Origin of the sequence: Nocardiopsis sp. MG754419, from assembly GCF_018207095.1 — a bacterium.
In the GTDB taxonomy this organism is placed as follows: domain Bacteria; phylum Actinomycetota; class Actinomycetes; order Streptosporangiales; family Streptosporangiaceae; genus Nocardiopsis.
The window spans coordinates 1-11,273 of the sequence record NZ_QOCZ01000168.1 but is presented as its reverse complement, the minus strand read 5'-3'; the positions used below and the strand labels follow the sequence as shown (position 1 = coordinate 11,273).

At 72.9% G+C, this 11,273-nt stretch carries 10 protein-coding genes; 1 reads left to right on the top strand and 9 read right to left on the bottom strand.

Annotated elements, in window-relative coordinates; all coding sequences use genetic code 11:
- The 7 genes from DSY14_RS23920 to DSY14_RS23890 form a co-directional block, all read right to left on the bottom strand.
- A partial coding sequence (locus DSY14_RS23920; protein ID WP_211718870.1) for a serine/threonine-protein kinase occupies positions 1-907 on the bottom strand: 907 nt, incomplete at its 3' end.
- Between the two features lie 363 nt (positions 908-1,270).
- Complete coding sequence (locus DSY14_RS23915) at positions 1,271-1,525, bottom strand: DUF2795 domain-containing protein (RefSeq protein WP_211718869.1); 255 nt, start codon at positions 1,523-1,525, stop codon at positions 1,271-1,273.
- Between the two features lie 108 nt (positions 1,526-1,633).
- Positions 1,634-2,746: an ABC transporter substrate-binding protein gene (locus DSY14_RS23910; protein ID WP_211718868.1), complete on the bottom strand. Its 1,113-nt coding sequence runs from the start codon at positions 2,744-2,746 to the stop codon at positions 1,634-1,636.
- A gap of 222 nt (positions 2,747-2,968) precedes the next feature.
- On the bottom strand, positions 2,969-3,391 hold the full coding sequence (locus tag DSY14_RS23905) for a hypothetical protein (RefSeq protein WP_211718867.1): 423 nt from the start codon (positions 3,389-3,391) through the stop codon (positions 2,969-2,971).
- 136 nt (positions 3,392-3,527) lie between these two features.
- Entirely contained in the window at positions 3,528-4,622 is a 1,095-nt protein-coding gene (locus tag DSY14_RS23900; RefSeq protein WP_211718866.1) for an ABC transporter substrate-binding protein, read from the bottom strand.
- A 56-nt stretch (positions 4,623-4,678) separates the two neighbouring features.
- Positions 4,679-5,587: an ABC transporter permease gene (locus DSY14_RS23895; RefSeq protein ID WP_211718865.1), complete on the bottom strand. Its 909-nt coding sequence runs from the start codon at positions 5,585-5,587 to the stop codon at positions 4,679-4,681.
- A complete protein-coding gene (locus tag DSY14_RS23890) occupies positions 5,584-6,384 on the bottom strand; it encodes an ABC transporter ATP-binding protein (RefSeq protein WP_211718864.1) in 801 nt (266 codons plus the stop codon). The genes DSY14_RS23895 and DSY14_RS23890 overlap by 4 nt, the downstream gene beginning before the upstream one ends.
- A gap of 440 nt (positions 6,385-6,824) precedes the next feature.
- On the opposite strand from DSY14_RS23890, the gene DSY14_RS23885 reads away from it, so the two are divergent.
- Positions 6,825-8,519 carry an MFS transporter gene (locus DSY14_RS23885; protein WP_211718863.1) on the top strand — a complete coding sequence of 565 codons (1,695 nt, stop codon included), beginning with the start codon at positions 6,825-6,827 and terminating at the stop codon, positions 8,517-8,519.
- 115 nt (positions 8,520-8,634) lie between these two features.
- Here DSY14_RS23885 and DSY14_RS23880 read toward each other — a convergent pair whose 3' ends face one another.
- Both DSY14_RS23880 and DSY14_RS23875 read right to left on the bottom strand, forming a co-directional pair.
- Positions 8,635-9,405 carry an IclR family transcriptional regulator gene (locus tag DSY14_RS23880; RefSeq protein ID WP_211718862.1) on the bottom strand — a complete coding sequence of 257 codons (771 nt, stop codon included), beginning with the start codon at positions 9,403-9,405 and terminating at the stop codon, positions 8,635-8,637.
- Positions 9,406-9,512: 107 nt separating this feature from the next.
- Entirely contained in the window at positions 9,513-11,267 is a 1,755-nt protein-coding gene (locus DSY14_RS23875; RefSeq protein ID WP_211718871.1) for an IlvD/Edd family dehydratase, read from the bottom strand.
- Positions 11,268-11,273: the final 6 nt, after the last annotated feature.

Here is an 11,273-nt window from a genome sequence, read left to right as displayed (position 1 = left end):
AGGGTGGGGCGGTGTCGACGCCTGCGCCATCCGCCGGGGCGGCGTCGGACGGCGGATCGGTCGCCGGGGGTGCTTCCAGTGCCCTCGATGCCTCGCACACGTGGTCCCTCAGGCGGTGCAGCACCTGTCGCGAGGTCGGCCGGGCGTCCGGATCCTTGTCCAGGGCGGCGGCCACCACGGAGCGCAGCGGCTCCGCCAGTCCGCCCAGCTCCGGATCGACCTTGAGGACCTTGTGCAGCACCCCCGGCACGGTCGCCGCGTCGAAGGGGGCCCGGCCGGTCGCCGCGAACACCACCACCGCGCCCCAGGAGAACACGTCCGTGGCCGCGGTGACGCGTCCGTCGGCGAGGTGCTCCGGCGACATGTACCCGGGGGCGCCGACGGCGGGGTCGGAGGGAGCGCCCACGCCCTTGATGATCCGGGAGACACCGAAACCGATCACCCGCGGGCCGCCCGAGGCCATCACCACGTTGCCGGGTTCGAGGTCGCGGTGCAGCAGACCGGCCTCGTGCACCGACACCAGGGCGTCGGCCACCGCCACGGCCAACCGCATCAGAGCGTCCCCGGACAGCGGACCCTCGTCCGCCACGGCCCGGTCCAGACCGGTGCCCTCGACGTACTCGCTGACGACGTGGGCCGGCACGGAGGAGAAGTCGGCGTCGAGCACGGCCGCGGTGCGAGGGCAGACGACCCGGCGGGCCGCCTCGGCCTCGCGTGCGCAGCGTCTTCGTGCCTCGGGGTCGACCGCGCCCTCCGGGTCGAGCACCCGGATCGCCACCCGAGTGCCGTCGGGTTCCTCGGCGAGGTAGACGGTGCTCCGTTCGCCCGTTCCGATCCGGCCCAGGACTCGGCGTCCGCCCAGGTGGGCGGGGTCGTGAGGCTGGAGTGCGTGCAACGGGGGCGTCACGAGGCACCTTCGAGCTCGGCGGCGTTGGTCGGACCCGGGGTCAGAGGACTCGGCGGGGGCCAACATACCGAACGGGTGCCCGTCTCGCCCGTCAAAGGGACACACACCCACCGGTCATTCTTCGCGCCGGTCGTCGCGGTCGTGCCGGTCGCTCGTCGCGGTCGGTCGTGCCCACCGCTCCGCCCCGTCGGTCGGTCCCGCCGGCCGGACACGCGTGCCCTCCGCGCGGTCCCCAGGGTCGGTCCCGCCGCCGGGTGGCGCCGGGCGCTCGCACCGGCCGCGCGGGACGTCCGCGACGGGCGCTCCACACCATGGGGTCGGCCGCGCCGGGGGCGGGCACACCGGCGCGGCCGTACCGCGTGGTCAGTCGTGCCGGTCGCGTTCCCGGACCCGGGCCGCCTCGGTGTGCGCGTCGGGTTCGGCGTCCGGCAGGGGCACCGCGCGCAGGATCTCGTTCTCCTCGTTGAACTCCGCCGCCGGCATGGCCCGCAGGGCGCTCACCATCTCCTCGTCCGCCCCCGCGTCCAGGGCGGCGGTCACCACCGTGTCCCGGCTCACCGGGAAGCGCACCCCCGCCAGAACCCGCCGGAGCCCCTCGATACCGCGTTCGACCCCCATCACTGTCCCCCCCTGATCGGCAACGGGAGCCGGCCGCCCACCCCGGGCGCGGGGCGGGGCGGCCGGATCCGTACGTACACCGGTGGGGCTACCCGGGTGGCCTTCGGATCACTCCTGTTCGGCCGTGGTCGGCCCCTCGTCGCTCCAGAGCACCTCGCCCGCGACGTGCACCGACTCCAGGAAGGCGGGGTCGAAGAGACCCTCCAGGTCCGGCAGGGTCTCCAGTTCTCCGTTGTCGACCAGGGTCAGCGCCTCGGCCTCGGTGAGGGTCAGGTCGATGAAACCCCGGGGCACCCCCTCCGGGGTGAACGACGTGACCAGTTCCCGTTCGGCGTCCCAGACCTCCAGGTGGTGCGCGGTGTCGTAGTCCTCGCCGCTCAGCGCGGCGGCCCGATCCACGCACGCGGGCCCTTGCTCCTGGCAGTGCTCGAAGGCCAGGGAGAGCGCCCGCAGGTAGTCCTCGACGGCGGTGGGGTGCTCGGCGGCGAACTCGGGGTCGGTCGCCATCACCCCGAACGAACCCCCGACCCCGAAGTCCTCGGGGTGCCATTCCAGGAACTCGGCCCCCGCACGGTCGAGTCGGAGGGGTTCGTTGGACCGGAACCCGGTCAGCGCGTCCACCTCCCCGTCGGGCAGCACGGCCGGGTCGTAGCCGACCAGCTCCATCCGGATGCTGTCGAGGTCCACGTCGGCGCGGGTCAGCATCGCCTCCAACGGCGCGGGCAGCATGCCCTTGTGGCCGAGGACCGCGCCCTCCAGATCGGTCAGGTCCGTGACGTCGGTCGGGGTGAGCAGGGTGGCGATGGGCACGTGCCCGTAGGTGGCGATACCGAGGACGTCGTGCCCCCGGGCGTGGGCCTGGAGCACCTCCGCCTCGTTGCCGAACGAGGTGAACCGCGCCTCGCCCTCGTGGACGCGTCGGGCGTTGGCCATGGTGTCCCCGGTCCCGGGTTCGATCACCACGTCCAGGCAGAGCTCCTCGAAGTAGCCGAGCGCGTCGGCGGCCACGGCCTCCAGGATGCTCACGGAGGCCTGGTACTCGTACCCGGTGACGTAGGTGAGGGTGCCGGCCTCACGGTTGGCGGCGCACCGTTCGTCGTCGATCACCGCCGGCCCCGAGGCGGGGTCGCCCTCCGCCCCGGAGGTGGCGCAGGCGGTCGCCAACGCGATGCTCAGGACCAGCGCGGTCGTGCCGACCGGATGTACGGGAGTGTGCTTCATGACCTTCCTTCGGTGGGAGGAGGTCCACCGACGGCAGCGGTACGAGGCACAGGGGTGAGGTGACCGGGGCGGGGGTCCGCGCGCTCTCCCGCCGACCGGTGCCCGGGCATGGGGCACCGGGGACGTCGGTGGAGAGCGGGCGGAAGTGGGGGATCGACGGCCCGCGGGATGACAGACCCGTCCACGCTAGGCGGGCGCGGTCTCCCCCCGGTGAACGCGGGATCACGGAGTGGGCGCGTGGGCGGGCGGGTCGGCGTCGCTCGGGACCATCACCACCGTCACCCTCTGCTCGCGCAGGGAGGTGGTGAGCCAGGACTCCGGGCCGAGGAACCGCGTGAGCTCCGGGCTCAGCGCCAAGACCGCCGCGGCGTCGGGGAAGTGGCTGTCGCGGAGCCACGTGAGCTTGAAGGCGTCCGCGATGACCTTGTTGCGGTGGGTGGAACGGACCCGGCCGATGACGGGCGTGACCTGCACCAGCAGGGTGGGCGGGTCGGCGTCGGCGCCGTCGATGCCCACGCGCAGGCCGTCGGGCAGGGTGAACCGGTGCGGGGCCAGGTCCAGGCCCAGGGTCGTGCCGAGGGAGGCGACCATCGCCTCACTGTGGGGTGCGGTGCCGTTGGTGAATCGGGGGGCCGGTTCGGTCATGCGAGCGAACATAGCGCGCGGACCGCAGGCGGCACAGACCCCGTGATCATGTGCGGTGACCGGTCGCCGGGGGTCCCTGCCGCCCCGGCGGGCGTCCGGTGGCGGCCCGGTCCCGGACCTCCACCGGACGCACTGGTCACTCGCCGGGCCAGACCAGGTCGGCGCCGTCGTGCACCGCCTCCAGGTAACCGGTGTCGAAGAGCGCCGTCGTGTCGGGGATCCCGTCCAGCTCACCGTTGTCCACGAGCGTGCCGGCCTCCCGCTCGGTCAGGTCGAGGTCGACGAAGCCCCGCGGTTCGCCCTCGGGGGTCGAGGAGGTCACGAGGGCGCGTTCGGTGTCCCAGACCTTGAGGTTGTGCTCGGCGTCGTACCCGGCCCGATCCAGGTCGGCGGCGTACCCCACGCACTCCTCCGCGGCCTCCGAGCAGTGATCGAAGGCGTGACCGACCGCGCGCAGGAAGTCCTCCGTCGCGGTCGGGTGCCCCTCCGCCCACACCGGGTCGGTCACCAGGACCCCGAAGGACCCGACCACGCCGAAGTCCTCGGGCAGCCACTGGGTGTACTCCTCGCCGAGCGCGTCGAGGCGGTGCGGTTCGTTGGACCGGAACCCGGTGAGCGCCTGCACCTGGCCGCGCGGCAGCACCGAGGGGTCGTACCCCGCCTCGACCTGGTCGATGGAGTCGACGTCCACACCCGCCTCGACCAGCATGGCCTCCAACGGTGCGGGCAGCAGGCTCTGGTGCCCCAGGGTGCGCCCCTCCAGTTCGGTGAGGTCGTCGACGTCGGGGCCGGTGAGCAGGGTCGAGATCGGTACGTGCCCGTAGGTGGCGATGCCGACGATCTCGTGGTCACGGGTGTCGGCCTGGAGGACCTCCGCCTCGTTGCTCATCGCGGTGAACCGGGCGGTGCCCGCCGACACCAGTTGCGCGTTGCCCATGAGGTCGCCGTTGCCGGGCTGGATCTCCACGTCCAGGCACAGGGCGTCGAAGTACCCCAGGGCCTCGGCGGCGATGACCTCCAACTGGGTGACGGAGGCCTGGTAGTGGTACCCGGTGACGAAGGTGATCGGACCGGCGTCCCGGTTGGTCTCGCACCGCTCCCCGTCGACGACCACGTCGACCTCGGGGTTCGTGTCCGCGCCCCCACCACAGGCGGTGGCGAGGAGCGCGGCGGCGGTGAGCGCCGCGGCCGGGCCCAGGAGACGGAGCCGGTGCGGGGAGGGAGCGGGCATGCGGTGGTTCTCTTTCGTTCGTTGCCGTTCCTGGGAAGGCGACCGCCGGAGCGGACTCATCCTCGGGTGGGGCGTCGGGAGTCGTGCCAGAACAGCAGGCGCCGCTCCACGAGGGTGACCAGGGCGAGCAGCAGGACCCCCATCGCCGCCAGGCAGACCACGCCCGCGTAGACGTGGTCGAGGCGGGCGCTGGAGGCGGAGTTGCGGATCATCGTGCCGAGCCCGCCGGAGGAACCCGCGGCCACGAACTCGGCCACCACCGCTCCCACCAGGGACAGCGGCAGCACCACACGCAGCGCGGCGAGCGTGTACGGCAGGCTGCTCGGGACGCGCAGCCGCAGCAGCACCTCCCAGCGGGAGGCGTCGAGGGTGCGGAAGACGTGCAGCACCGGCAGCGGAACCGAACGCAGACCGGTGGTCACGTTGATGAGCACGGGGAAGAACGTGATGATCGCGGTGACGATGACCTTGGGGGTCATCCCGAAGCCGAACGCCACCACGAGCGCCGGCGCGATCGCCACCACCGGCGTGACGTTGAGGACCACCGCGAAGGGCATGACGGCGCGGCGGACCACCGGGATCTCCGACATCAACAGAGCCAGCACGAAGGCGCTGCCGGCGCCCACACCGACGCCGACCAGGGCGATGCTCAGGGTGGCCCAGGCGTTCTCCAGGAACAGCAGGGGGTCGCCGACCAGGGCGGCGCCGACCTCGCCGAGGCGCGGCAGGATGTACGGATGGGCCTCGGCCACCGCCGACCACGCCAGACCGAGGACGACCAGCACCACGAGGGCGGGCAGCCAGACGAAGGGATGCGCCGGGGAACGGCGCCGGGCGCCGCGCGCGGGGGCCGGGCCGCCGGGAGCGGGCGGGATGGTGCCGGGTGGAACCGGGGCCGACGCGGAGTCGCCGCCCTCGGCCGTCCCGTCGGTGACGCGGGTGACGATGCCCGCCTCCTCTCTCACAGCGGGACGAGGTCGTCGGGGGCGGCGCCGGCCTTCCACGCGCTCTGCAACGAGGCGCGGACCCGGTCCTCCAGGTCGTGCATGTGCGGACCCCGGACGACCTTCCGGTCGCGGGGCCGGGGCAGGTCGACGTCCAGGACCTCGTGGATCCGGCCGGGGCGGGCCGACATCACGACGATCCGGTCGGAGAGCACGACCGCCTCGTGGACGGAGTGGGTCACGAACACGACCGTCGTGGCCCGCTCCTGCCACAGGCCCAGGAGTTGGTACTGGAGCGCCTCGCGGGTGAACTCGTCGAGGGCGGAGAAGGGCTCGTCCATGAGCAGCACGTCCGGGCGCAGGCCGAGGGCCCGGGCCACGGCCACGCGCTGGAGCATGCCGCCGGAGAGTTCGTGCGGGTACTGGTGGGCGGAGTCCTCCAGCCCGACGGCGCGCAGCAGGTCGTCCGGTGGGTCGATCGCCGTGCCGGCGCGACGGTTGACCCTGGCGGGCAGGGCGACGTTCTGGCGCACGGTGAGCCAGGGCAGCAGCGCCGGGGTCTGGGAGACCAACCCGATGGCCTTGCGGCGGCTCGCCTGCTTCGGGCTCCTGCCGAGCAGGGAGACCCGTCCGGCGTCGGCGCCGTCCAACCCGGCGAGGATGCGCAGCAGGGTGGACTTGCCGCACCCGCTGGGGCCGATGAGGCTGACGAACTGGCGGTGCGGGATCTCCAGGTCGACGTCCTGGAGCGCGGGGCGGTCCGGGCGGGCGCCCGGGTGGTGTTTGGTGAGGCCGCGCACCTCGATCCCGGCGGTCACCGTGGTTCCACGGTGGTCGTCCGGACGCCCCAGGCCCGGGTGTGGTGTCGCACTGTGCACTCTCCAGGTGTTCGTCCTCGATGGGGTGATGGTGCGCGTGCCCCGTCGTGCCCACCGGTCGTCCCCACTGGAGTGACCATAGTGCACGGCGGATCCTTCCCTTCGGCCGCTGTGCCGTTGTTCACGCTGTTCAGGGCGGGTGAGGCCCGTTCGGCCGCGTTCTCCCTGGTCCCGGCGGAAGAACCCCACGGCGCAGGCGGTGAGGGCGACCGCCGCGGGGAGCGGTGACACGGGCGGGCGCGCGTCCCGTGTGCGGCCGGGCCGTCGGGCGCAGAGGTGCGGGTGGAACCTCGGGGCGCCGGAGCGCGGGTTTGAACTCAACAAAGGTTGAGGTCTTACCTTCGTCCCTACGACGGACCCACACGCGAAAGAGGCCCACCATGCAGACGGGGATCCCCGCACGAGCCACCTGGCGGGAATGGCTGGCCCTCGCGGTCATGACCCTGCCGCTGTTGATGACCGCCACGGACATGACGGTCCTGTTCCTGGCGCTGCCCGCGATCTCCGCCGACCTGTCCCCGAGCAGTACCCAGATGCTGTGGTTCCTGCACGCGGGGGAGTTCCTGGCCGTCAGCCTCGTCCTCACCATGGGATGGCTCGGCTCCAAGGTGGGGCGTCGCCGCCTGCTCATGGTCGGTGTCGGCCTCTACGGGCTGGCCTCCCTCGGGGCGGCGCTCGCGCCCGCCCCCGAGGTCCTCATCGCCGCGCGGGCGCTCATGGGCATGGCGGCGGCCACGATGATGCCGAGCATCATGGGTCTGCTGCGGGTGATGTTCCCCGAGACCCGACAGTTCTCGTTGTCCGTGGCGGTCGTCATGAGCGCCTTCTCCGCCGGTATGGCGCTCGGTCCGCCCCTGGGCGGACTGCTCCTCGAACACTTCTGGTGGGGCTCGGTCTTCCTGCTGAACGTGCCGGTCGCCGCGCTCCTGCTGCTCACCGGGCCCCTGCTTCCCGGGCACCGGGAGGAGGTCGAGGGCAGCGTGGACATCCCCAGCGTGTTCCTGTCCATGGCCGCCATCGTGGCGTTGGTCTTCGGCCTCCAGGAGATCGCCGACCAGGTGTCCTCAGGCGCGGCGGGGGCGCTCTGGCCCTACACCACCTCGGTGATGGTCGGCCTGGCCCTGGCGCTGTGGTTCGTGCGTCGGCAGTTGCGTCTGACCGAACCCCTGATGGACATGCGCCTGTTCGCCGTGCCCGCGTTCTCGGTCAGCCTGGTCGCCATGATGGTCATGCTGCTGGCCGTGGGCGCCGCGGACATGCTGCTCGTGCAGTACCTCCAGACCACGCTGGGGATCTCCCCGGGGCAGGCCGGCCTGCTGATGATCGTGCCCGCGCTCACCTCCGTGGTGGGCGGCATGGCCGGTCCGGTCCTGACCCGATGGATGCGTCCCTCCGTCGCCATGGGCGGCGGGCTGCTCCTGGGCGCGGCGTCCGCGGGCGTCATGGCGCTGTCCCTGGGAAGGGTCGGGCCGCTCGTCCTCATCGCGGTGGCCTCGCTGCTGGCCCTGGCCCTCGGCCCACTGTTCACCCTGGCCACGAACCTGGTGGTGGTCACCGCCCCGGTGCGTAAGGCGGGTTCGGCCGCCGCCATGGGCGACGTCGCCGGTGGCCTGGGCTACGCGATGAGTCTGGCGGTCCTCGGTAGCCTGTCCGCGGTCGTCTACCGGGGGGCGCTCGCCGGGGCGGACCTGGACGCGCTGCCCGGACCGGCGCGGGAGGCGGCGGGGGAGAGCGTCGGCGGGGCCGTGGGCGTGGCCGAGGGGCTTCCCGCCGACGCGTCGGCCCGACTGCTGGACGCCGCCTTCGGCGCGTTCACCTCCGCCGTCCAGACCGGCTACGCCTTCGGTGCGGTCCTGCTGGTCCCGGCCGCGATCGGGATCATGTGGCTGCTGCGGCACACCCGCCTGGACGCCACGCAGGAGGACGGCCCCGCCGAGGGTTCCGAGCCGGAGGTCGCTGGGGTCGCCGGGGTCGCGGGCGTGGCGGGTGCCGTCGGGGCCGCCGGGATCGCGCCCGAGTGGGCCGAGACCGACCCGAAGGCGGACGAGCGGACGTGCCTGCCCCCGGTGGGCTGAGGACGGATGCCGTCCGAGGTGTGCGCCCGTGTCCCCGTGTCCGCGCGCGCGGCCGTCCGGGCACGACGAGGGTCGGGCACGACGAGGACCGGGTGCCCGCCCCTGCAAACCCGGATCAGGGGTGGGCGGCCCCCAACGCCGTGGAGAAGCGGCGCGCGCCGTCGCGGACCAGCGCGCGCAGACGCTCCCGTCGCCCCTGCGACCAACGGTGCCGGGGGACCGAGATGCTCAGGGCGGCCACCACCTGGCCGGTGTGGTCGCGGACGGGTGCGCCGACGCAGGCCACGTCCGGATCGGCCTCGCAGACCTCCACCGCCGTACCCGCCCTGTGGACCTCGGTCAGTTCGCGCAGGAGCAGGTCCGGATCGGTGATGCTGTGCTCGGTCAGTGCCTCCAGGGGGGAGGAGCCGCCGATCCGGCGGAACAGTTCGTCGTCGGACAGGGCGGCCAGCAGCACCTTGCCCAGCGCGGTGCAGTGCGCCGGCAGGCGACGGCCCAGACTGGACACCATCCGCACCGCGCGTGAACTGTCGACCTTGGCGACGTAGACGATGTGCCGGTCGTCCAGGATCGCCACGTGGGAGGTCTCGTTGCACTCCGCGACCATCTCCCGGGCCGCCTCCTGCCCCAGCTTGGGCACGTCCAGGCCCTCGCCGTAGGCGCTGCCCAGCCGGAAGACCTGGATCCCGAGCCGGTAGCGCCCCGGGATCTCCGGATGTCTGTGCAGGTACTGGCGGTCGACGAGGGCGTGGAGCAGTTCGTGCACGGTGGTGCGCGGCAGCCCGAGTTCGTCCACCACCTCGGGCGCGCTCACGGTGTCGCGCCCGTCGGTGAACAGTTCCAGGATGTCCAGGCTTCTCTGTAGGGCCGGTGCGCGGCGTGTCATGTCCATCCTCCTCGTCGTCGCCGTGCTCCGCCGGACCGATCATCGGTGGGTGGATCGGGGCCCGTGCACGCGGCGCCGCGCACGGACCACCGTGTGCGGGGTCGGGGTCAGTGGGACTCGCGGGGTACCTCGTGGCCGCTGGAGCCCACGAGGAAGTCCAGGTCGGCGCCCCGGTCGGCCTGGAGCACGGTGTCGGTGTACAACCTCACCCACCCCCGGGTGCTGTGGGGCGCGGGTCGGGTCCACGCGGTGGCGCGGCGCCCCATCTCCTCGTCGTCGATCTCCAGGGTCAGGGAACGTCGCGGCACGTCCAGCGCGACGACGTCCCCGTCGCGCACCAGCGCCAGTGGGCCGCCGACGGCCGCCTCGGGCGAGGTGTGCAGCACCACGGTCCCGTAGGCGGTGCCGGACATGCGCCCGTCGCAGATCCGGACCATGTCGGTGATCCCGCGGGCCAACAGTCGGGACGGCAGCGCCACGTTGCTGACCTCGGGCATGCCCGGGTAGCCGGCCGGACCGCAGTTGCGGATGACCAGGACCGTGTCGGCGTCCACGTCCAGTTCGGGGTCGTCGGCCACCGCGTAGTACTCCTCGGGGGAGTCGAACACCTTCGCCCGGCCGCGATGGACCAGGAGGTGCTCGCTCGCGGCCGACTGTTTGAGCACCGCGCCGTCGGGGGCCAGGTTGCCGCGCAGGACGGCGGTGCCGCTGCCGGCGGGCTGGAGCGGATCGTCCAGGCGGCGGATGACCTCGCGGTCGTGGCACTCGGCGGCCCCGGCGCGGGCGGGCGCGTCGATCGGTTCCCCGGTGACCGTGACGGCGTCGGTGTGCAGGAGGTCGCCGAGTTCGGCGATCACCGCGGGCAGACCGCCCGCGTAGCAGAAGTCCTCCATCAGGAACCGGCCGCTGGGCATGAGGTCGAGCAGGGTGGGCACGTCGCGCACCAGCGCGTCGAAGTCGTCGAGGTCGAGTTCCACCCCCAGCCGGCCCGCGATGGCGGTCAGGTGGATCACGGCGTTGGTGGAACCACCGATGGCGGCGTTGACCCGGATCGCGTTCTCGAAGGCCTCCCGCGTCATGATCGAGGAGGGCCGGACGTCCTGGTGGACCATCTCCACGATCCGCCGCCCGGACCTTTGCGCCATGGCGTACCGGCGGGCGTCCACGGCGGGCCAGGTGGCGCCGTAGGCGGGCTGCATGCCCAGCGCCTCCGCCATACAGGCCATGGTGGAGGCGGTGCCCATGGTCATGCAGTGGCCGTTGGAGCGGGACATACAGGACTCGGCGAAGCCGCAGTCGGCCTCGGTCATGCGACCGGCGCGCACCTCCTCCTCGAACTTCCACACGTGGGTGCCCGAGCCGATGTCCTCGCCGCGGAACTTGCCGTTGAGCATCGGGCCGCCGGTGAGCATGAGCGACGGCAGGTCCGTGCTGGCGGCGGCCATGAGCAGGCCCGGGGTGGTCTTGTCGCAGCCGGACAGCAGGACCACGCCGTCGAGGGGGTTGGCGCGGATCAGCTCCTCGGCCTCCATGGCCAGGAGGTTGCGGTAGAGCATGGCGGTGGGGCGCAGGACCGTCTCGCCCAGGGCCATCACGGGGAACTCCAGGGGGAGGCCGCCGGCCTCCCAGATCCCCCGCTTGACCGCGTCGGCCAGTCGGGACAGGTGGGCGTTGCACGGCGCGAGTTCGGAGCCGGAGACCGCGATGCCGACGACGGGGCGGCCGTCGAACACGTCGTCGGCGAAGCCCTGGTTGCGCATCCAGGAGCGGTAGATCATGCCGGAGCGTCCGTCGGCGCCGAACCAGTGCCGGCTGCGCAACACCCGCTCGGAGTGCTCGGGGGTGGGGGCCTCGTGGGACATCGGGAC

Coding starts and splice junctions, on each gene's coding strand:
- DSY14_RS23915 (WP_211718869.1), bottom strand. CDS start 1,525: ATGGGGGTCGAACGCGGTATCGAGGGGCTCCGGCGGGTTCTGGCGGGG.
- DSY14_RS23910 (WP_211718868.1), bottom strand. CDS start 2,746: ATGAAGCACACTCCCGTACATCCGGTCGGCACGACCGCGCTGGTCCTG.
- DSY14_RS23905 (WP_211718867.1), bottom strand. CDS start 3,391: ATGACCGAACCGGCCCCCCGATTCACCAACGGCACCGCACCCCACAGT.
- DSY14_RS23900 (WP_211718866.1), bottom strand. CDS start 4,622: ATGCCCGCTCCCTCCCCGCACCGGCTCCGTCTCCTGGGCCCGGCCGCG.
- DSY14_RS23885 (WP_211718863.1), top strand. CDS start 6,825: ATGCAGACGGGGATCCCCGCACGAGCCACCTGGCGGGAATGGCTGGCC.
- DSY14_RS23880 (WP_211718862.1), bottom strand. CDS start 9,405: ATGACACGCCGCGCACCGGCCCTACAGAGAAGCCTGGACATCCTGGAA.
- DSY14_RS23875 (WP_211718871.1), bottom strand. CDS start 11,267: ATGTCCCACGAGGCCCCCACCCCCGAGCACTCCGAGCGGGTGTTGCGC.